The organism is Streptomyces sp. NBC_00989, from assembly GCF_045162655.1.
Classification (GTDB): Bacteria; Actinomycetota; Actinomycetes; order Streptomycetales; family Streptomycetaceae; genus Streptomyces.
This window is the reverse complement of record NZ_CP108728.1, coordinates 3,027,430-3,048,456: the sequence shown is the minus strand read 5'-3', so window position 1 is coordinate 3,048,456 and position 21,027 is coordinate 3,027,430. Positions and strand designations below refer to the sequence as shown.

The following is a 21,027-nucleotide window of genomic DNA, read 5'->3' as shown; positions in this document are numbered from 1 at the left end:
GTGCCCCGAAAGGGGCGCGGGGCTGTATCGATATGCGGCTCCGCCGCGTGGGCGCGACCAGCCGCAACGGGCCCGCAGCCGCCCGGATCCCCAGCAGCCCCGGATCACCAGGCGCTCAGAACGGGAACCACCGCACCGTCTCGTCCCCGTCCCGCAAGGACGCCACCCGGCGCCCGAACTCGACGAGCGCCTCGGGATTGCTCGTCGCGTGCTGGGCGACCCAGGCGCAGCTGGCCGTCTCCCGAGCACCGCGGAGCACCCCGCAGCCGTCCCACTCGCGCACGTCCCAGCCGTACGCCTCGGTGAACGAGTCGTAGGCCCGGGCCGGGAAGGCATACCGGTCGCGAGACAGAGCCATCACCACCAGATCGTGCTCGCGCAGGTCGGCGGAGAAGGTCTCCAGGTCGACCAGGACCGGCCCGTCCGGACCGACATGCACATTGCGGGGCAGCGCGTCGCCGTGGATCGGGCCGGTCGGCAGATGAGGCGTGAGCGCGGCCGCAGCCGCCGCGAAACCGTCCCGGCGCTCCCGCAGATAGGCCGCGTCCGCCGGGTCGATCGCGTCACCGGCGAGACGCAGCCAGCGCTCCACACCGCCCAGCAGCTCGCGGGGCGGGAGGTCGAAGGAGGGGGAGGGGAGGGCGTGGACCACCCGTAGCAGTTCGGCCAAATCCCGGGGCTCGGCCGGGCGTACGGAATCGGCCAGCCGGTGCCACACCGTCACCGGGTGCCCCTCGACCAGGTGCGCCTTCGGGTCGGCGGCGCGCACCGCCGGGACGCCCGACTCGGCCAGCCACAGCGCGATGTCCAGCTCGCGCCGGGCGCGGTCGAGGAGTTCGGCGTCGCGGCCGACTTTGACGACCAGGTCACCGGCGGCGAACACCGCGTTCTCGCCGAGGGCGAGGAGCCGCGCGTCCCGTGCCGTGCCGGGCAGTACGTCCGCCGCGGCCAGTACGTCCCGGGCCCGTGCCTCGTCCATCGTCCGCCTCCGAGTGATCCCTGTGCGTGTGCGTACGGCGTCGGGTTCCCGCCATCCGACGGCCAGTCTCGCATTCGTACAGGTGGGACGGCGTGCGAGGTGCCTTGACGAGGTACGACGTGTTCACGACCATGACGGGGCCCGACCGGGCCGCGCAAAGGGGCTGATTCCATGACATCGGTGACGGAGGTGAGGAGGCCGTCGAGTCGCGCGCCCAGCCGGGGCCGCAGGCGAGGCGCTCCCGACCACGCGGCCTGGTTCCTCGTCCTGCCCGCCCTGATCCCGATCCTCGTGCTCAGCGTCGGACCCCTCCTCTACGGCGTCCTGCTGGCCTTCACCGACTCCCAGTCGGGCCGGACCGCGCCCACCCAGTGGATCGGCGGTCTCAACTTCCGGGATCTGCTGCACGACACGCTGTTCTGGGAGTCGTTCCGGATCGGGCTGGTGTGGGCGGTCGGGGTGACCGTGCCCCAGTTCCTGCTCGCCCTCGGCCTCGCCCTGCTCCTCAACCAGGATCTACGGCTGCGCTGGCTCGCCCGGGCGCTCGCGATCGTCCCGTGGGCGATGCCCGAGGTCGTCGTCGGCATCATGTGGCGCATCGTCTACAACCCGGACGCCGGCATCCTCAACGAGACCCTCCATGACCTCGGCCTCGGGAACGGCCGGGACTGGCTCAGCAGTCTGACGACCGCGCTGCCCGCCGTGATCGTCGTCGGCGTCTGGGCCGGCATGCCGCAGACGACGGTCGCCCTGCTCGCCGGACTGCAGAACACCCCGCGCGAACTGCACGAGGCGGCGGCGGTCGACGGCGCCGGAGCCTGGCGCCGCTTCCGCACGGTCACCTGGCCCGCCCTCCGACCGGTCGCGCTGGCGATCACGGCGCTCAACCTGATCTGGAACTTCAACTCGTTCGCCCTGGTCTACGTCCTGACCAACGGCGGACCCGGCGGCCGCACCCGGCTGCCCATGCTCTTCGCCTACGAAGAGGCCTTCCGCTACGGCCAGTTCGGCTACGCGGCGGCGATGGGATGCGTGATGGTCGCGGTGATCTCGGTGCTCCTCGCCGTCTTCCTCGTAGGCCGGCTTCGGGGAGGGGACGACTCATGAGGACCAGCGGCACCTCGGGCATGAGGACGAGCACCGGGGCTCGCGCCGGACAGTACGTCGCCCTGCTCGCGTATCTCGTCTTCCTCGCCTTCCCCCTCGTCTGGCTGATCTCCACCGCCTTCAAGTCCCCGCGCGAGCTGGGCAGTCTGCACCCCACCTGGATCCCGAGGCACCCCACCCTCGCCAACTTCCGCCAGGCCTTCGACGAACAGCCGCTGCTGCACGCCGCGTTGAACTCCCTGCTCGCCGCGCTCGGGGCCGCGCTGATCGCCGTGGTGATCGCGACCCCGATGGCGTGGGTCATGGCCCGGCGCCGGACGGTGCTCGCCCGGGCCGCGACCGGGTGGGTCGTGGTCAGCCAGGCGTTCCCGTTCGTGCTGGTGATCATCCCGCTGTTCCTGGTGCTGAAGAACCTGCGGCTGATCGACTCCCTGGCCGGGCTGGTACTGGTCTACGTCGTGTGGTCGCTGCCGTTCGCGCTGTGGATGCTCGTCGGGTATGTACGGGCGGTACCACCGGAGTTGGAGGAAGCGGCCGCGGTCGACGGCGCCGGGAGGCTCCGCACGCTCGTGTCGGTGACGGCACCCCTGCTCGCGCCGGGGATCGTGGCGACGGCGCTGTTCGCGTTCGTCACCGCGTGGAACGAGTTCTTCTTCGCGCTGGTCCTGCTCAAGACCCCGGAGAAACAGACCCTGCCGGTCGTCCTCACCCACTTCATCGGCGCGGAGGGCGTCGCCGACCTCGGCCCGCTGGCCGCCGCCGCGTTCCTCGCGACCCTGCCCTCCCTGATCGTCTTCGCCCTGATCCAACGGCGGATCACCGGCGGCATGTTGACCGGGGCGGTGAAGAGCTGATGCGACCCCGATGGATCATCGCCCTCGCCCTGACCCTGCTCCTCGCCGGCTGCACAGGAGGCGGCGGAAACGGCTCGGCGAACGGCCGGATCACCCTCCGCTTCCAGTCCCTGGCCTGGCAGGACGAGTCCGTCACCGCCAACAAGGAACTGGTGAAGGAGTGGAACGCCACCCATCCCGACGTCAAGGTCGAGTACGTACAGGGCAGTTGGGACAGCGTCCACGACCAGCTGCTCACCTCCTTCGAGGGCGGTGAGGCGCCGGACATCATCCACGACGCCTCCGACGACCTCGCGGACTTCGCCTACGGCGGCTACCTCGCCGACCTCCAGGACCTGCTGCCCGCCCGGCTCAAGTCCGATATCCCGCAGCGCAGTTGGAACACGGCGACCTTCGGGGACGGGATCTACGGCGTGCCGTTCCTCCAGGAACCGAGGGTGCTGATCGCCAACGCGACCTGGCTGAAGAAGGCCCGCGTCCGCATCCCCACCCCCGAACACCCCTGGAGCTGGCCCGAGTTCAGGGACATCACCCGACGGCTCAGCGGCGACGGCAAGTACGGCGTGGCCTGGCCGCTCAAGGAGCCGGTGTCCGCGACGCTCAACCTGTCGCTGTCGGCGGGCGGCGAGCTGTTCCACCGGGGTACGGACGGCAAGGTGACCGTCCGCTTCGACAAGGCCGACCAGGTCGTCCCGCGCACGATCCACGACCAGGCGAACGTGGACCGCAGCGCCTCACCCACCACCCTCGGCAGCGGCGGCTCGGACACGCTCCCCGGGTTCTTCGGCGGGAAGTACGCGATGATCCCGCTCGGCTTCTCCTACCGGCAGCAGATCGCCCAGCAGGCGCCCAAGGGCTTCGACTGGCAGGTGCTGCCCGCCCCGGCCGGCGCCGACGGCCTCACTCAGGGCGTCAGCCCGCAGACCCTGTCCATCGCCGAGGACAGCCCGCGCAAGAAGGAGGCCGCCGAGTTCATCGCCTTCCTCCTCCAGCCCAAGAACATGGTCCGACTGGCCCTGGGCGACTGGATGCTCCCCACCGGCACGCAGGCCCTCAAGGCCCCGGCCCTGCACGCCACCAAGGACGACTGGTCCACCGGCACCGCACTGGCCACCGACCTCGTCTCCGCACCCGCCAAGTCCGTACGCGGCTACCCGGAGTGGAAGGACAAGGTGGCAACCCCGGCGTTCCAGGAGTACTACAGCGGAGCAATCACCCTCGCCGAACTACGCCAACGCCTGCAGAAGGATGGCAACTTGGTGCTAGCGAGATACCAACGATGAGGTGACGCCCCTTCAGGGGCGCGGGGAACTGCGCGACAAGCCACAACGCACCCGCACACGCCACCAAACCGCACCCCCTCCCCGGACGGCGCTCCCCACCACGAAAACCCCGTTGCCCCACCCCACCCGAACCCCCTAGCGTTCCCCACATGTCAGCCGCGAACGCGATCGTGAACTCCGGTCTCAACCGGAGCTGCACGCATGCGATCCGCATCCGCCGCAGCCCCGGTGCCCTGACCGGCCCGGGCGCACACGCCCGCTGACACTCCCGCCGACCCGCCACGCGCGTCCGCTCTTCCGGTCAGGGCCTTCGTCTGCCCGTATGCCCTTCACGGAAGACAAGGACCGCAGGCCATGGCCCGCCCCACCCACGTTTCCCGCGCGCTCTCGCAGAACTTCCTCGCCGACCGCGCCACCGCCGAATACGTCGCCCGCCTCGCCGTCCCGCACGGACGACAGGTACCTCTCCTCCTCGAAGTAGGCGCGGGAAAAGGCGCGTTGACCGCGAAGCTCGCACCCCACTGCCAGGAACTCCACGCCCACGAGATCGACCCCCGGCTCGTACCGAAGCTCCGCACCCGCTTCTCCACCACACCCCAAGTACGGGTCGTCGCCGGGGACTTCATGGATGCCCGGCCCCCACGCACCCCGTTCGCCGTCGCCGGGAACGTGCCCTTCTCCCGCACCGCCGACATCGTCGACTGGTGCCTGCGCGCCCCCGCCCTCACCGACGCCACCCTGCTCACCCAGCTCGAGTACGCCCGCAAACGCACCGGGGACTACGGCAGTTGGACCCTGCTGACGGTCCGCAGCTGGCCCCGCTACGAGTGGCGGCTGGCCGGGCGGGTCGACCGGCGCCGGTTCAGCCCCGTGCCGCGCGTCGACGCCGGGATCGTACGGATCGAACGGCGCCGGACCCCGCTCCTCGAACCGGCCGCGCTGTCCGCCTGGCGGCACCTGGTCGAGCTGGGTTTCTCCGGGGTGGGCGGCTCACTGCACGCCTCCCTGCGCCGGGCCCACCCGAGACGGCGCGTGGACGCCGCGTTCAGGGCGGCGCGCCTCGATCCGCGCGTCCTGGTGGGCGAGGTGTCGCCGGACCGCTGGCTACGGCTGCACGGGGAGCTGACGTCGTAGAAGAGGTGTCGTAGGACATGGGTGAGGGCCTGTTGGTTCCCCCGGGATACCAACAGGCCCTCAGTCATGGGGAGTTCAGGGTGCGGAGTCAGACCCGCAGTCGCTCTCCCTCGTTCGGTACCGCCGTGGTGACCGGCTCCGGGGACTCGTCGTGCGTGAGGTCGGGAAGGCGGTGGAGCCACTTCGGGAAGTACCAGTTGCGCTCGCCGAGCAGGGCCATCACCGCGGGGAGCAGGACGCCCCGGATGACCGTGGCGTCGATGAGGACCGCGGCGGCGAGGCCGACGCCCATCTGCTTCATGGACTGCATGGACAGCGTGCCGAAGATCGCGAAGACGGCGACCATGATGACCGCGGCACTGGTGACGACACCCGCCGTGGTGACCACGCCGTGCTGGATCGCGTCCTGTGTCGTACGGCCGCGCAGCCGCGCCTCGCGGATACGGGAGACGACGAACACGTGGTAGTCCATCGACAGGCCGAACAGGATGACGAAGAGGAACAGCGGCAGCCAGGTGACGATCGCGCCGACGCCCTCCGCGCCCACCAGCGAGGCGCCCCAGCCGTGTTGGAACACGGCGACGAGGATGCCGTAGGCGGCGCCCACGGAAAGGAGGTTGAGGACGATCGAGGTGATCGCGACCGTCAGCGAGCGGAACGAGAGCAGCATCAGCAGGAAGGCGAAGACCACGACGAACGCGAAGACCGGGACGACGGATCCGAGGAGCTGGTCGTTGAAGTCCTTCGATCCCGCGACGTTCCCGGTGATCGGGGCCTGGACGCCGTCGACCTTGCCGAGGGTGGCGGGGCGCACCTCGTCGCGCAGTTTCACCAGGCTCTTCGAGGCCTTGTCCTGGTCGGAGCCGCCGACGAGCGGGACGTAGACGAAGGCGACGTTCTGCGCGTCGTGCAGCTTGATGTCGACCGGGCCGCGCGAGGCACCCGAACTGACCGCCCGCGCCTTGAAGTCGGCCAACGCCTGCTTGACCTCGGGTGCGTTGATGTCCTTCGCCTTGACGATCACCTCGGCCGGATCGGAGCCGCCCGGGAAGGCGTCGTTGACGCGGTTGTAAGTCCCCACGATCGGCAGGGAGTTGCCGAACTCCTGGTCCAGGGTGAGGTTCTCGGTCTTCATGCCGACCGCGGGAGCGGCGATCGCGAGCAGCGCGCCGGTCGCCACGAGGACGGAGACCAAGGGCTTGGCGAGCACGCGTCGCAGGACGGCGGTCCAGAACCGGCTCTCCCCGTTGCCCCGGCGGCCGCGCCGGCGCAGGAACGGGATACGGCCCTTCTCGACCCGCTCGCCCAACAGCGAGAGCAGCGCGGGCAGTACGGTCACCGAGCCGACCATGGCGACCGCGACGACCATCAGCGAGGCCAGGCCCATCGCCTCGAACTCGGCGAGCCCGGTGAACAGCATCCCCGCCATCGCGACGCACACCGTGACACCGGAGACGATGATGGCGCGGCCACTGGTCGCGGCGGCGATGCGCAGCGCGGCCCCGGCGTCGCGGCCGGCCTCGCGCTCCTCGCGTTCGCGGCGCAGATAGAACAGGCAGTAGTCGACGCCGACCGCCAACCCCACAAGCAGCATGACCGAGTTGGCGGTGTCGCTCATCGGCTGGACGTGGCTGACGAGGCCCATCAGGCCCATCGTCGCCACGATCGCGGTCATGGCCAGAGCCACCGGCAGCAGTGCCGCCACCAGCGCGCCGAAGGCGATCAGCAGGATGCCGAAGGCGACGGGGACGGCGGAGTACTCGGCCTTCTTGAAGTCGTTGCCGAAGGCGTCCTTGTACTGCTTCGCCATGCTCGCGCTGCCGATCTCCTCGATCCGCAGCGAGCCATGGTCCTCCTGCACCCCGGCGACGGCCTTCAGCACCGGCTCCACCCGGTCGCCTGCGGTGTCCGCGTCGCCGCGCATGTCGAACTGGACGAGCGCGCTCCGGCCGTCCTTGGAGATCGTCTTCGTGTCGTACGGCGAGGTCACGTCGGTGACCCGGCCGGTCCCCTCGACGGCCTTGACGACGGCGGTGACCGTGGAGCGGAACTCGCTGTCGGTGGACGTGACCGACGCGTCCTTCGACTGGATCAGGATGGTCTCACCGGCCGGTTCCTTGATCCCGGCGTCGTCGATGATCGTGGCGGCGGTGTGCGTCTCGCCCTTCAGCTGGTCGCTCTCGTCGACGTCGACGCGGCCCGCCGCCGAACCGATTCCCATCGCCAGCACCACGAACAGCATCCAGATGCCGACCGCTGCCCACCGGTGCCGGGCGCTCCAGCCGCCGGCTCGGGCGGCGAGCCCCCGTACCCGCGAATCTCCGTTCCCCATGACGGGCTTGCCCCCTTGTGCACGGTGCCAGCCCCCTGCCGCCACCTCATGGTTCGAAGGTATGCGCGGAATAAGAACGTCCCCTCGTGCTGACCGGTGAGGTATCGGCCGAGCGGCTCCTCCGCACGGACCCCGGGTCCTCACCACTGGGGAGGACGGCGGCCCCTTACATCTATCGGGGCGGCTCGGGGGTGGTGATCAGGGTGTCCGATGCGTCGGCCGGGGTCCGCTTTGTTATTACGAAACCTTGTTGAACAAGTCACAGGTGTCGGTAGGTGTGCCTGAAGGTGTTGATCCGGAGCCACCTCATCCGCCAGAGTTTCCGCACACCCGCACACCACATGGAGCGGCCGTCGTGCCCACCCCCACGGGGCACGAAGGCCGCTTTATGGTGTGCGGATGACGACGACGTATGCGGCGCTCCTGCGCGGAATCAACGTGGGCGGCAACAAGAAGCTCCCGATGGCCGAGCTGCGCACGCTCCTCGAAGGCCTCGGACACGACGGTGTCCGCACCTATCTGCAGAGCGGCCAGGCCGTGTTCACGAGCGGGCACGGCGACGAGGAGTCCCTCGCGGCGGAACTCGCGCGGGCGATCGAGCAGCGGTTCGGCTTCCCGGTCGACGTCATCGTCCGCGACCACGCCTACCTCAAGGCGATCGCCGACAACTGCCCTTTCCCGGCCGCCGAGTTGGAGGCCAAGCAACTCCACGTCACCTACTTCTCGGAGCCGGTCGCCGAGGACCGCTTCGCGGAACTCGACCAAGCCGCCCACCTCCCCGAGGAGTTCCGCCTCGGCGACCGCGCCCTGTATCTCTACGCCCCCGACGGCCTCGGCCGCTCCAAGCTCGCCGTGGAACTGTCCCGGCCGCGGCGGAACAAGGGACTGATCGCGACGAGCCGCAACTGGAACACGGTCCTCAAACTCGTGGAGCTGACCGGTAGTTGAGCGCGATCTCGGCGCGGCGCCCGCGATCGGCCCCGTGGAGAGTTCACGAGATTGTCAATGGCGGCTACACGCGGCTGTGCGAGGCTCCTGGGTATGCGCTACATCATCATCGGAGCAGGGGCGGTCGGCGGGGCCATCGGCGGTCGGCTGGCCGGGGCGGGGCGCGAGGTCGTGCTGGTCGCACGGGGTGCGCAGCGGACGGCCTTGGCCGAGCACGGGCTGCGGCTCAAGGTGCCGGACGGGGAGTCGACGTATCGCCTGCCGGTCGTCGAAGGGCCTGCCGGACTGGGCGAGTTGAGGACCGACGACGTACTCGTGCTCGCCGTCAAGACACAGGACAGCGAGGCCGCGCTCGCGCTCTGGGGCCCGGCACCGGTCGCCGACGGCGGCACGGCCGCCGAGCGACTCCCCGTCGTCTGCGCGCAGAACGGGGTGGAGAGCCAACGGCTCGCGCTGCGCCGCTTCCGACGGGTCTACGGCGTCTGCGTCTGGCTGCCCGCGACCTTCGTCGAACCGGGTGTGGTCGCCGCTGAGGGCGCCCCGCTCACCGGCATCCTGCACCTCGGCCGTTACCCGCACGGCACGGACGAGACCGCCCGGCTGATCGCCGCCGACCTGGAGAAGTCGCGGTTCGAGGCGCCGGTCGTCGCGGACGTGACGCGCTGGCAGTACGCCAAGCTGCTCGGCAACCTCGTCAACGCGATCGAGGCGGTCGCCGAGGTCCGCGGCACCGAGGAGAACCTGGCGCTGTACCGGCGGGTGCGGGCCGAGGGCGCGGCCGTGCTCGACGCGGCCGGAATCGCGTACGCGAGCGCCGAGGAGGAGAAGGCGGCGCGCGGCGACAGGATCCAGCTCGTGGAGATCGACGGCGCCCCGCGTGGCGGCGGCTCCTCCTGGCAGTCCCTGAACCGGGGCACCGGCACCATCGAGGCCGACTACCTCAACGGCGAGATCGCGCTGCTGGGGCGGCTGCACGGCGTACCGACACCGCTCAACGACCTGCTGCAACGGCTCGCGAACGAGTTCGCGCGCGAGCGCCGGGCACCCGGTTCGCTGCCGTTCGACGAGCTGGTCCGTCTCGCCGACGACGCTGTCGCGTTTGTTCAAGAGTCCTGACGGCGCGCTCCCTAGCGTGGGACGCATGAGCAACCACGACCTGCACCCGTACATGATCGAATGCGCTGCCGAGGCGGCCCGCGTCGCGCGCGGTGTCACCTCGGACCAGCTCGACGACCCCACGCACTGTCCCGACTGGGACGTCCGCGCGATGGTCAACCACTGGGTCCTCTACACCTCGCACGGCCTGGAGCACCGCGCCCTGCGCGAACAGCTCTCCGAGGAGCTGACCGCGCGCGACTTCACCGCCGACCCGGACTGGGCACAGGCGTACGCCGCCCAGCTGGACCGGGCCGTCGCCGCCTGGGCCGACCCGGCGGTGTGGGAGGGCGAGGTCGACCTCGGCATGGCGAAGATGCCGGCCGACGAAATCGCCTCGATGATCATCAAGGAACTGGCCGTCCACGGCTGGGACGTCGCCACCGCCACCGGCCAGCGGTACACGGTCTCGGACGGCGCGGCCCGCCTGGTCCTCGCCGTGGTCGAGAAGCACGGCGACCTCTACCGCCAGTACGACGGCTTCGCCGACCAGGTACCCGTACCGGACGACGCCCCCGTCTTCGAACGCGCCCTCGCGTCCAGCGGACGGAACCCGGGGCAACAGGCCATGGGCGGCTGACGTTCCCGCCGACTCGCCGAACTCCGGGACAAAACAGGCTTGTTGTCCCTAGGGTGAAGTGCGCGAGTTCGGACGGAAGGGCAGGTCACCGTGGCGGGCAGAGTCCTACCGTCGTTGCCGCAGTACCGCAAGGACGGGGTCACCCGACGGCTGTGCGCTTCGGTCCATCTGGACGAGGCGTTCGCCCGCGAGGTCGACGAGGAGCTCACCGGGGACCGGTTCAACGCCCTGGGCCTCACGCTCGGCGTCAACCTGGTCGCGCTCGCCCGGCACGCCCGCGCCGCCCTGCTGCGCCGCGCGGCCCTGGACCGCCAACTCGCCTGGCTGAGCGCGGCGTTCGGCGCCTCACTGCTGGTGGCGGTCTGGGGACTCGCCAAGGGCCTCGGCTCGGTCGTCCTGGTGGGCGTCTACGGGCCCGTCATCGTCCTCGGCGCCTCGTGGTGGCTGGTCCACCATGCGGAGGCTCGGGCCCGCGAGGCGGCACAGGAGGTGTTCCGCAACCCCGACAAGGTGGAGACGCTGGCCCCACCGGTGGACGCGGCGGTGGAGACCTGGTTGCAGGAGCACTCGAACAAGCGGGCCAACGTGCTGCCGTACGCCGACGCGGCGGCCCTCACCAACCCGTTCGTCGGCAGCGGCAGCAAGATCAAGGAAGTCGTCTGGCAGCCGATCGACGTCAGCAAGCCTGCCGACGCGCCGCAGGGCGGCAAACTCACCATCCAGGCCTTCGACGCCGTCGAGCTCCACACCTATGTGGCCAAGGAGATGGAGGCCCTCTCCGGGCTCGACGGACTGCGGACCAAGAACCGGCTCTACGTCCTCGGCAGCAACGCCTACATGCTTCCCGACCTGCTGCCCGACCGCACCGCGCGCCCCCTTCCGAAGATCCCCAGCCAGCTGGTGCAGGCGGGCGTGCAGAGCCCGGGTGCGGGGATGCGGACCCATCTGTGCCTGGAGCGGGTCGGTGACGGCGGGCGGATCATCGTCTCCATGTACCTGCGGGCGATCCTCAGCGGGCCCAGCCTCACCTGGGAGGTCGCCGCGTACGCGATCCCGCCGCTGAGCGGGCGTTTCCATCTGGTGGACCACCTGCCCGTGACGCCTTCCAAGCGCTGGTGGAGCCTTTTCCGGTACGCCAACTCGCGTACCTGGCCCGAACTCAGGGGAGCCGTCGGGCGGTTGCGGGCGCTGCGCAGGGCGCGGCGGAACCGCGCGAGGTTCATGGCCGAGCGGCGGCGGGAGATCCTGGACCACCACATCGTCCAGGACGTCGGTGCGACCGACAGCCTGCGCGAACGGATCGGGGACTGGGGCGAGGCGGGCTACGCGGAGCGCATCGACTCGCAGGACTTCCTCTTCAGGCTCCAGGGCGGTGTGCTCGTCGCCACCGAGAAGTTCCTCAAGGCCCACCACGTCGACACCAGTTCCTTCGACAAGGCACAGGCCAACATCAGCACGCAGACCTACAACATCTCCGGGGACATCCACAACAGTGCCGTGGGCAACCAGGGCCACGTCACCAACAACGGGCCACAGGGCCAAGGGCCTTCGGGCCAGAGCGGGGCACCACAGCCCTGAACACGGACGGGGAGCGGGACATGAGCACGTTCAACTTCAACGGCGGCGGCAACATCACCAACAGCCACATCGGCGACCACGGTCACGTCGTGAACAACGGCACGGACTCCGCGACCGTCCTGCGCCTCGCCGAACAGCTCGTCGACCGGATGCGCGGCGAGAACCCGGTCCTCGTCCCTCAAGCACAGGTCATCCAGGGCGAGTTGGTCCAGGCGGGCGAGGAGGGACGGGCCGCCAACCGGGGCCGTATCCGGGCCGCGCTGGAGACCATCACCATCGGCGTCGGGGCCGGCAGCGGCGGGCTCGCCCTCGTCGAGCAGCTGAAGCACGCGCTCGGCCTGTGAGGCCGTAGGGGCGCCCCGCTTCAACAGGGCGCCCCGGGGCCTCACTTAGCCTTGACCACCGCCCGCGCCCCGCCTCCGAGGTCCAGCTCGAGACCCGACCGCAGCGGCACCGTCTGGCCGGGGCCTACCTGCTGCGAGGTGCCGTCGGAGCGGGTCCCCGTCCAGGTCTGCCGGGAGCGGTTGGCGATGCCGAACCGGCCCGGTTTCGAGGGGTGTTCGACCAGTTCGGCGACCAGGCTCGCGTCCGAGCAGTCGTGCCGGGTCGGCTCAGGCTGGAGGTGGTGGGCCTGTACCCGGGCGGCCCGGCCCAGCCGGATGTGGTGCTCGGCGCGCGGCGGGGGAGTGGTCACCACCAGGCGGGGCGGCAGGACGAGTTGGGTGCGGCAGCCCCAGCAGACGCGGGGCGGCGGCTTCTCGCCCGGCTCCGTCATGTTCTGCCGGCCGCACGAGGCGCACTCCACGACCGAGTCCAGTACGGCCCGCAGTGCGTCCCGCCACTCCGACTCGCGGACCCGGGCCGACGGGTCGTGCAGCCCGACCGTGAACCCGCGCCGGAACAGGTCCTGGAGCTTCCCGGCCGCCGCGCTCCAGGTCGCCAGCACGGTCGCGTGCTCCATCGGGTCGGGCGCGTTGGAGTCGTCGGCCGGGTCGAAGACGAACAGCGGGCTCTTGCCGTACAGCTTGCGCTCCGCCGCCTCGTCGAGGCAGTGGATGCCCAACTCCCGCCTGCCCTTGAGCGGGTGATGGTTCATCAGGAACATGAACAGGAGTACGGCGAGGGAGTGCAGGTCGGACTGGGTGCCGGGGCGGGCGCCCGGCTCGGCGCGGACCAGTTCCGGGGCCATGAACTCCATGGTTCCGGAGATGCCGCTGACGTCCCCCTCCACCACCGCGTTGTCGTTGTCGCAGACCAGCACGTCACCCGTGTCCGGGTCGAAGAAGATGTTGCCCCAGGAGATGTCCCGGTAGGCGATGCCCCGCGAGTGCAGCGCCTGGTACGCCTCCACCGTGTACAGGCACGCCGTAAGCAACGCCCGCGGTGTGGTGCGCAGTTGACGCCGGAACAGCGCGGGCAGCCCCTTGAAGTGGTCCGGGCGCAGCCCCATCAGATACCCGAACGAGCTCTTGTGCGCGGGCACATACGCCTCGGGCCACAGGAACCGGTCGTCGTCGAAGTCCCGGTCCACCAACTCCCGTACGATCGCCTCCTGTTCCATGGTCGCGCACGTCGGGTAGTACCACTTGAGGGCCCTGTCCCCGCTCGGTGTCCTGGCCCGGTAGACCTCGCCCTGGCCGCCCGCGCCCAGCATGTCGACGATCTGGATCTCATCGCCGTTCTGCGCGGCCAGCCGCGTACCGCTGTCGAGCATGCCGCTCATCTATGTCTCCGTCTTCCGTTCCGTGTCCATGGGCGGGGTGTCCGTCGGGGTGTCCGGCAGGATGTCCGTCGGGGTGTCCCGCGAGACGTCCGAGGGGATGTCCGAAGGGACGTCCGGCGGGCCGCCCGTCACCGTCGACATGTGCCGCAGCGCCGCCGCCAGGGTCGTGTCGTCGCCCGAGTACTTCGAGGCCTGCTCCAGCCACTGGGGGAGTACGTCGCGTACCCCCTCGGTGCCCTCCGACGCCAGCCGGTCGTCCAGGCCCGCCACGAACTGCCGGTAGCCGTCCGCCGAGGCGAAGCTCTTCGACAGGCCGTCCGTCGACAGCACCACCAGGCGCGGTGTGCGGGCCTGGTCGAACACCGGTGCCCAGTGCATCCGCACCGCGCTCCACGCCTCCCGGCCGCACAGCGACTCCGTCTCGTCGCCGAGATCCTCCTCGGCGGGGGCCAGCGGCCGGGTCAGTGTGCCGTCGTGCTCGACCACCGCGAGGTCGCCGTCGCCGATCTGCCAGGCCACGAACAGCCACGGCGTGAGGACGGCGCCGATCAACGTGGTGCCGTAGAGCAGGAGTTTCTCGCTCTGCCGTGGTTCCGGTGTGCCCGCGTCGGCGACCGGGCGGTGGCGGTCCCAGTGGCGCAGGGCCGCCTCGCGCCAGTCCTGCACGAGGGCGCGCGGGAAGTCGTCGCGGGCGTAGGTCATCAGGCGGGCGAGGCGGCCCGGTTCATGGCAGTCGAGGGCCGCCCGGGCGAACAGCTCGGCGCGGCCGACGAAGCGGTCCACGGCGATGCGCGCGCCGATCTCACTGCGGGCGTGGGCGGCCGAGCCGTGTCCGTCGGCCACCGCCAGCAGCAGCGGGTCCTCGCCGGAACCGCTGCCCTGACACGTGAACCAGTCCTGGTTGCGCTTCTTTCCGACGCCCTGCACGCTCTCGGCCAGCGTCTCCCACCGTCGCACCCCGAGCGTCACCACACGTCGTCATCGTCGTCGTCGACGACCGGCGGCGCGTACGGCTGCTTGGTGAGGGTCGGCCCGGACGAGTCGCCCGCGACCGGCTGCGAGGCCGCCTTCACCGCCGCCGTCGACGCCCAACGGATCGCAGCCGCGAGCTGTTTGGGGTTGTTGGCGTCCAACGGCTGCAACTCGGGGTTGCCCAGGAACTCCTGGAGCACACTGCGGTCCGCGTCGCCGCCGATGGCGATCGCGACCCGTACCGCCTTGCGGCCCCACGGTGTCGCGTCGATCGCCTTCAGGCCCGCCCGCCAGTCGTCCGTGGGCCCGCCGTCCGACACCAGCGCCAGCACCGGTTTCAGCGCGCGCTGCGGCATCGGCGGGCTCTGCAGCTCGCGCGAGACCACGTGCAGGGCCTCGCCGAGGTTGGTCATGCCGTCCACCTCGACGTCCTGCCAGGTGAAGTCGTCGACCGGGACCGGGGTCTGATGGAGCCACTGGGCCGTGGTGGAGAACGTGACGGTCCGCAACAGCAGTTGGGCCGCCGGATTGTCGTGGGCCACCGACCGCATCTCCGGAATCGCTTCTCTGATCGCGTAGTTGAGCTGGGCGATCTTGTCACCCTGCATCGAGTACGAGCAGTCGAGCAGCCAGATGAAGTGGACCGGCCGGTTCGCCATGGGCCCGCCGGGAATGTCGCTCACTCCGTGTCCTTTCTATGAGATGGGGAGGAACAGATAGGCCACGTAGGCCAGGGTGACCGCCGTGAGCAGCAGGGAGGCCAGGAACAGGCCCGCCAGCAGCCGGCGTCCGTGCGCGATGGGCGGGGTCACCTTCGTCATGCCGGGGTGTACCTCTTCTCCGGTTCGGCGGCGGATGCCCCGCTGAGTGCCGCGGTCTTCAGGCCCGAGGCCGCGAGCAGCCACAACACCGGCTCCGCGGCCCGGCGTTGCTCGCTCTCCAGCGGAGCGGTGCCGGTGGCCGCGTGGGCGCTCACCGCCCAGTAGCGGGCCTCCTTGAAGTCGTGCCCGAGGGCCCGGACGAGTCCGCCGAGGCCGATCTCCGCCAGCCAGGAATCGACCCGCGCCCCCGGCACCGGCAGGGTGACCAACTGGTCCAGGACATCCCGCTTGGTGACGACGGTGGCCACGGACAGCCGCCCGCGCCGCCGCCCGGTCAGCGCGTTGAGCTCGCCGGTGAGCCGCTGGTACGTCTCCCACGGGCCCTGCGTGGACGGGCGTGCCGCTCCCGCCCGTCGGGCGTCCTCGGCGCCGAGCCGCCCGCGCACCTTCAGGTCGGCCAGCACGTCGGCGACCAGGACGACGCCGTCCGTGTGCGCCAAGTACTGCTGGGCGCGCACCCGTTCGGCGTCGCTCACCGACTCGCCCATCGGGTCGTAGAGATAGAGCAGTCGGCGCCGTCGGCCGCGGGACACCGTCAGCATCAGGGCGCGCGGCTGGCCGCCGGTCGTGGCGTGGGCCCAACCGGTGCTGTTCAGCTCCTGGTTGAGGTCGTTGAACGTACGGCGGTCGTCGGCCGAGGCGTACTCGACACTCAGGTCGCCGCGCCGGGCCCAGGCATGCAGGCCCTCGACCATGGCCGCCATCAGCATCGTCTTGCCGGAGGAGGTGCCGCCGACGAGCGGGGCGTGCACGACGCGGGTGGTGCCGACCGTCGCGGGCAGCACCCGGTCGCAGTGCGGGCACAGCGCGGTGAGCTTGCCGCGCCCCGCGAGCCGGGTCGTGGGCAGCCGCTGCCCGCACACACAGCCGTGCCCCAGCACGCCGTACCGTCCGGGCCGTAGCGAACCGTGCGACGTGCGGCAGCCAGGGCAGCGGTGCACGGCCAGCGGGACCGGGCGGTAGCAGCCCGGGTAGGGGCACTTGACGCGGATGCCGCGGGTCAGCGCCCAGCCGCGTTCCACTCCGCGCAGCACCGGGACCGCCGTCGCGCAGCCCAGCCACACCAGGCCGACCAGCAGGCCGAAGAACATCAGGGACACGCCGAGCAGGACGGTGGCGAGGACCGCGCCGAGCAGGGCGCCCACGAAGGTGCCGGGCGCCAGGAGGAACCTGTACCAGAAGCGGTGGATCGGCGCCCGGCCGCGGATACCGGACGAGTGACGTCCCAGGAACAGGTTCCGTACGATCCGGTTCAGCCACGGATCGGAGAACGCCGTCCACACGACCCGTATGCCGTAGCCGGCGGCCGACCACGCGTCCACCCACAACTGCCGCCAGTAGTAGCCCAGATGGGCGGGTTCCGCGCCCGCGCCGACGAGCGGGACCCGCTGGTCGGTGCGGCCCGGCTGCCACGGTCCGAGGCCGCGCCACACGGACCGCGCGCCGATCCAGAGGAACGCCCACAGCACCCGGCCCAGGCACAGCCCGACCGCGATGATCCCGGTCCAGACGGCCAGGATCAGCACCGGTGAGGCGGCGCTCATCGGCGGCCTCCCTCGGTCGGCGGTTCCACGTCTCCGGGCCACACCTCGGCCTGGTCGGCGCGCCGTCCGCGCCCGGACAGCCGTCCCGCGAGACGCCCCAGGGCGCCGGGCCGGTTCCAGGCGCGGTAGGCGTCGAGCCGGCCCCGGCCCGCGCGTCCGAGCACCGTCTCGACCTCGGTCTGGTCCTCGGCGGGCAGCGCCCGTACGACCGGACGCAGCACCTTGGTGAGCAGGGCGTTCCGGATGTCGTCCCAGGCCGGATGGGTTCCGGGGAACGCGCTCCAGTCGGAGAACCGGGCGGCGACATACGCCGGTGAAGTGCGCAGCCGGTCGCCCACCCGGTCCGAGCGGCCCGCCCGTTCGTACGCCGCGAGGAGCTGGGATTCACCCGAACGAGCGAGGGCGTACAGCTCGGTGGTCGGCACCTGCGCTTCGAGGAGCCGCCACGCGAGGACCTGGAAGACCCGGTCGACGACCGTGTCCGGCACCGGCTCGGCGGCACCGTTCTTCAGGTTCAGCGCCCTCGTGACCCACTCCTCGCCCTCACCCGAGGTGCCCAACAGCCCGGCGAACTCCAGGAGAAGCAGCGCCGCCCGCTGCCCGGGCCGCAGCTCCGTGCTGAAGCAGCGCAGCAGGTCGACCGCGAGCGCCGGTACGTCACGGTCGTCCGGCGGCGCGGCGAGGGCCGCGTCGATCAGCAGGTCCCGGGTACCGGCCGCGCGGTGGGTGTCGGACCCCAGCTCGTTCAGCAGCAGGCTCGCCTCCAGGCCGGTCGGCAACTCGCCGGGCCAGGTCAGATGCAGGGCGGTACGCAGGACCGCGGGGTCGGCGAGCGGCGAGACGCCCGCGATGCGGTGCACCTCGCGGAACCGCGCGAGCCGGTCGCCCGGACCGACGGGCGTCACACACATCCGCAGATGCGGAAAACCGGGCTGGAGACCGACGGGAAGCCCGGACCCCGTCAACGCCCGTGCCACGGCCGGCGGTTCGGCCGCGGCGAGCGCGTTGAGCGACGCGAACAGCGCCACCCGCAACCCGGGGTGGGCATGCACCGCGTCGAGCAGCGCGGGCGGGCAGCCCACGGCGGGACGGGCACCGCCGTGCCGGGCTTCGGGCGCGGGCTGTCCGGGTGCCGGTGGGGTGGGCAGGGGGCCGCGGTCACCGTCCGGCTCGGACGCGCCCGCCGGACCGTCCGAAGGGTCGCTCACCAGCTCCCGCGCCAACCGCCCCGCGAGCTCGGGGAGTTGATCGTGGCAGTCGATGTCGAGCAGATCGGCCACCCGGAGCAGCGCGAGCGGCCGTCCGGCGGGCGGTTGTGCCGGGTCGGCGAGGCCGGCCCGCAGGGCGGGGGCGAGATCGCGGGCCAGGTCGTCATGGGCGCGCGGGGTCAGGGAGCCGGCCCGCAGCATGGGCAGCGGGCCCTTGCCGAGCACTCCCGACACCAGTACGCGCGCGGCGAGCGGCGCCGACACGACGGCCGGCACCTGACCGTCCAACCGGACCAACAGGGCGGCCAGCGCGGCCTGTTCGTCGCCGACCGGACCCAGGGCGGACAACGAGGCGTGTTCGTCGCGCGCCGAGCCTCCGGGGCCCTGCCTCGCCTGTTCGTCGTGCGCCGGACCCCGGGCGCCCGGTGCCGCCTGTGTGCTCTGCGGCGGCTCCCAGACGGCCGACGAGGACCGTTCGTAGCCCGCTGCCCCCGAGCCCGCCGGCGGTACCGCGCACAGCCCCGCGACCAGCGCCGTCAGTGTCTCGTCCGGCAGCGCGCCCGCGTTGTCGGCCGCCCAACGGGCCGCCGCCGCACGGGCGTCCGGGCGCAGGCCGACACCCGCGATCAGCGCGGTGGCCGCCAACTGGCCCACGTCGTCCGGGGTGTTGTGGAACAGGTCGGGCCGGCCCGCGCGCCAGATCCGGGCGCACACCTCGGCCCAGGTGTCCGTGACCGGCCCGGACGGCTGCTGCTGTCCCGTGCAGTCGTGGACGCGGTAGCGGTGGTCGTGGGCGACCGACTCGGACGACGGCAGCGCGCCGACGAGCTGCTGGCGGGCCTGTTGGGGGCGGCGGGTGTACGTCGTGAAGGTGAGCCGGTGCGCCTGTTCGCGGGGCAGGACCGCGCAGGCGAGCGCGATCCACTGGGCCACGTCGGCGCTGTCGTGCTCCACGAGCACGATCTGCCCGGCACCCGGATCCGCGGCGACCGCCCGCAGATCGGCGAAGAACGGCGCGAGCCACCCGGCCCGGGACACCGCGAACGCGACCAGCGAGTCCTTGCGGAGCAGCCCGGACGGCTCGATCCGGTCGACCGGCGCGGGCCTGCCGTCCGGGGGCGTCGCGTCCGCCCAACGTGGGGACTCCCAGGCGGTGATGGGCAGCACACCGTCCGGCAGCCGGGTACCGGACGGCAGATGGACGGCGTGCGCGTGGAAGTTGCCCCACCGCCCGCTGTAGTCGGCGCCGATGTACACCGAGCGGCTCAACAGCCGCCCGCCGTCGGCGAGTTCGCTGAAGCTGAAGGCCTTCGGGAAGCCCTTGAGCTGTTCGGCGTCGGGCCGGGCCGGACAGTCGCGCGGCGGCTCGTACCCGATGAGCTGCTCGGCCTCCCGCAGCAGCCCCTGCGGAACGCCCGCGCTGACCGCCGTGAACCGGAAGCCCGAGCCGTCCGGGCCGGGCGGCGCCGAGGTGTAGTGCAGCTGGGCCAGGGTCACTTGGCTCGCCCCTTCTCGGCGGTACGGACCGGCAGCACCCCGCGCAGCGCCAGCAGCCACAGCAGCGGATCCTCCACCCGCACCGGCTGCGGCCCCGACTTCGGTACGTCCGCGGGCGCGTCGGCGGGCGGCGGCGCACCCAGCGCCGACAGCCCGAACATCGACAACTGCGCGAAGTCCAGCTCCAGTTGGCGCATCAGCGCCCCCGAGTCCCAGTCCGCCATCAGGGACCGGATCTCCTCGTGCACGGCGAGCCGGTCGTCCTGGTCGTACGTTCCCTCCGGATGCGGGGCGTTGCGCAGCACCGGCGAGTGCGGGTCGAGCAGCGGCTTCAGCATGTCCGTCTTCGTCACGGCCACCGCGATCGGCGTGGTCACCCGGCCGCGTGAACCGCCCTTGCCGTGGGCGCGCAACTGGGCCGCCAGATCGGCGGCGATCTGCTGCGGCGGTGTCTCCACCATGGGCAGCGGCGGACTGTCCTGGAGCGGCAACCGGTCGCGCACGGAACCGAGTTGCAGCGGATCGACCAGCAGGACGATGCCGTCGGCCGCGCTCAGATAGCGCGTGTACCGGTCCATGGCCTCGGCGCCCGCGAGGTCCTCGCCCGCCGCGTCGAAGAAGACCAGGGTGGTGTGCCGGGTGCCGTTGCCGAGTCTGCTGCGGCGGGGCACGCTGAGCCGGTACAGCAGCGGGTCGTTGAAGCCGAGCGCCGCCGGACGGGTCGCGTCGGGCAGCCGCAGCCGCTCGTACAGATCCTCCGCCATCTCCCTGTCCCGCTGCTGCGTGGACTGCCCCATCGCCGCCAGCGAGGCGTGATAGGCCTGCCCGACCCGCTGGTTCAACTCGTTGACCAGCACGGACACATAGGTGCTCTTGCCGGAGGCCTTCGCGCCGACCAGCGCGATGATGCGGCTGTCCTGGTCGCAGTAGTCACTGGGCAGGTCGCTGTGGCAGGAAGCGCAGACGCGGACCGTGGTGGTCACCCCGCAGTCCGGGCACGGCACGCTGCTGCCGGAGCCGCCGCGCAGCCCGGACGCCAGCGCGGCCATCCCGCGCGCCGGGGCGAACACCGGACCCCGCATCAGGGCCGCCGGATTCACGCCGGGACCCACGAACCCGGCCCAGACGTCGTCCCGTTCGGGCCCGCAGGGCGTGCCCCCGCGCACCCCGCTCGGGGTCATCAGGCACCGGTAGGGCAGCTTGGCCGCCGAGGTACGGGCGAAGCAGTAGGGGCAGATGACGGTCGTCATGG

18 protein-coding genes are annotated in these 21,027 nt (G+C 71.5%); 9 read left to right on the top strand and 9 right to left on the bottom strand.

The annotated features are described in order from the left end of the window. Positions 1-115: 115 nt before the first annotated feature. Complete coding sequence (locus OG714_RS13275; protein WP_406120768.1) at positions 116-979, bottom strand: phosphotransferase enzyme family protein; 864 nt, start codon at positions 977-979, stop codon at positions 116-118. Positions 980-1,150: 171 nt separating this feature from the next. Here OG714_RS13275 and OG714_RS13270 point away from each other — a divergent pair, with 171 nt between their 5' ends. The 4 genes from OG714_RS13270 (at position 1,151) to erm (ending at position 5,357) form a co-directional block, all read left to right on the top strand. Then, positions 1,151-2,086 carry a carbohydrate ABC transporter permease gene (locus OG714_RS13270; RefSeq protein ID WP_406120765.1) on the top strand — a complete coding sequence of 312 codons (936 nt, stop codon included), beginning with the start codon at positions 1,151-1,153 and terminating at the stop codon, positions 2,084-2,086. A 20-nt stretch (positions 2,087-2,106) separates the two neighbouring features. Then, positions 2,107-2,940, top strand: a complete 834-nt coding sequence (locus OG714_RS13265; RefSeq protein WP_406131808.1) for a carbohydrate ABC transporter permease — start codon at positions 2,107-2,109, stop codon at positions 2,938-2,940. Continuing rightward, on the top strand, positions 2,940-4,223 hold the full coding sequence (locus tag OG714_RS13260; protein ID WP_406120763.1) for an ABC transporter substrate-binding protein: 1,284 nt from the start codon (positions 2,940-2,942) through the stop codon (positions 4,221-4,223). The genes OG714_RS13265 and OG714_RS13260 overlap by 1 nt, the downstream gene beginning before the upstream one ends. 354 nt (positions 4,224-4,577) lie before the next feature. After that, entirely contained in the window at positions 4,578-5,357 is a 780-nt protein-coding gene (erm, locus tag OG714_RS13255; RefSeq protein WP_406120761.1) for an ErmE/ErmH/ErmO/ErmR family 23S rRNA (adenine(2058)-N(6))-methyltransferase, read from the top strand. 88 nt (positions 5,358-5,445) lie between these two features. Here the strand turns inward: erm and OG714_RS13250 are convergent, their stop codons facing one another. Then, positions 5,446-7,689, bottom strand: coding sequence for an MMPL family transporter (locus tag OG714_RS13250; RefSeq protein ID WP_406120759.1), 2,244 nt, complete (start codon positions 7,687-7,689; stop codon positions 5,446-5,448). A gap of 399 nt (positions 7,690-8,088) precedes the next feature. Between OG714_RS13250 and OG714_RS13245 the strand changes: the two genes are divergently transcribed. The 5 genes from OG714_RS13245 (at position 8,089) to OG714_RS13225 (ending at position 12,294) form a co-directional block, all read left to right on the top strand. Continuing rightward, a complete protein-coding gene (locus OG714_RS13245) occupies positions 8,089-8,637 on the top strand; it encodes a DUF1697 domain-containing protein (RefSeq protein WP_406120757.1) in 549 nt (182 codons plus the stop codon). A gap of 93 nt (positions 8,638-8,730) precedes the next feature. Beyond that, positions 8,731-9,753, top strand: a complete 1,023-nt coding sequence (locus OG714_RS13240; protein ID WP_406120755.1) for a ketopantoate reductase family protein — start codon at positions 8,731-8,733, stop codon at positions 9,751-9,753. 25 nt (positions 9,754-9,778) lie between these two features. Beyond that, on the top strand, positions 9,779-10,372 hold the full coding sequence (locus tag OG714_RS13235) for a TIGR03086 family metal-binding protein (protein ID WP_406120754.1): 594 nt from the start codon (positions 9,779-9,781) through the stop codon (positions 10,370-10,372). A gap of 90 nt (positions 10,373-10,462) precedes the next feature. Next, positions 10,463-11,950 (top strand): hypothetical protein, encoded by a 1,488-nt coding sequence (locus OG714_RS13230; protein WP_406120752.1) that lies wholly within the window; start codon positions 10,463-10,465, stop codon positions 11,948-11,950. Between the two features lie 20 nt (positions 11,951-11,970). Continuing rightward, positions 11,971-12,294: a hypothetical protein gene (locus OG714_RS13225; RefSeq protein WP_406120751.1), complete on the top strand. Its 324-nt coding sequence runs from the start codon at positions 11,971-11,973 to the stop codon at positions 12,292-12,294. Positions 12,295-12,335: 41 nt separating this feature from the next. On the opposite strand, the gene OG714_RS13220 is transcribed toward OG714_RS13225, so the two are convergent. The 7 genes from OG714_RS13220 to OG714_RS13190 are packed head-to-tail and all read right to left on the bottom strand — an operon-like array spanning position 12,336 to position 21,025. Continuing rightward, complete coding sequence (locus OG714_RS13220; RefSeq protein WP_406120749.1) at positions 12,336-13,673, bottom strand: protein kinase domain-containing protein; 1,338 nt, start codon at positions 13,671-13,673, stop codon at positions 12,336-12,338. After that, positions 13,674-14,645, bottom strand: a complete 972-nt coding sequence (locus tag OG714_RS13215; RefSeq protein WP_406120747.1) for a PP2C family serine/threonine-protein phosphatase — start codon at positions 14,643-14,645, stop codon at positions 13,674-13,676. Beyond that, complete coding sequence (locus tag OG714_RS13210) at positions 14,639-15,304, bottom strand: vWA domain-containing protein (protein ID WP_406131807.1); 666 nt, start codon at positions 15,302-15,304, stop codon at positions 14,639-14,641. The genes OG714_RS13215 and OG714_RS13210 overlap by 7 nt, the downstream gene beginning before the upstream one ends. Before the next feature lie 36 nt (positions 15,305-15,340). Further along, positions 15,341-15,466, bottom strand: coding sequence for a hypothetical protein (locus OG714_RS13205; RefSeq protein WP_406120745.1), 126 nt, complete (start codon positions 15,464-15,466; stop codon positions 15,341-15,343). After that, positions 15,463-17,070, bottom strand: a complete 1,608-nt coding sequence (locus tag OG714_RS13200) for a hypothetical protein (RefSeq protein ID WP_406120743.1) — start codon at positions 17,068-17,070, stop codon at positions 15,463-15,465. The genes OG714_RS13205 and OG714_RS13200 overlap by 4 nt, the downstream gene beginning before the upstream one ends. Beyond that, positions 17,067-19,775, bottom strand: a complete 2,709-nt coding sequence (locus OG714_RS13195) for a GTPase-associated protein 1-related protein (RefSeq protein ID WP_406120741.1) — start codon at positions 19,773-19,775, stop codon at positions 17,067-17,069. Before OG714_RS13195 ends, OG714_RS13200 begins: the two co-directional genes overlap by 4 nt. After that, complete coding sequence (locus OG714_RS13190) at positions 19,772-21,025, bottom strand: hypothetical protein (RefSeq protein WP_406120739.1); 1,254 nt, start codon at positions 21,023-21,025, stop codon at positions 19,772-19,774. Before OG714_RS13190 ends, OG714_RS13195 begins: the two co-directional genes overlap by 4 nt. Between the last annotated feature and the right edge of the window lie 2 nt (positions 21,026-21,027).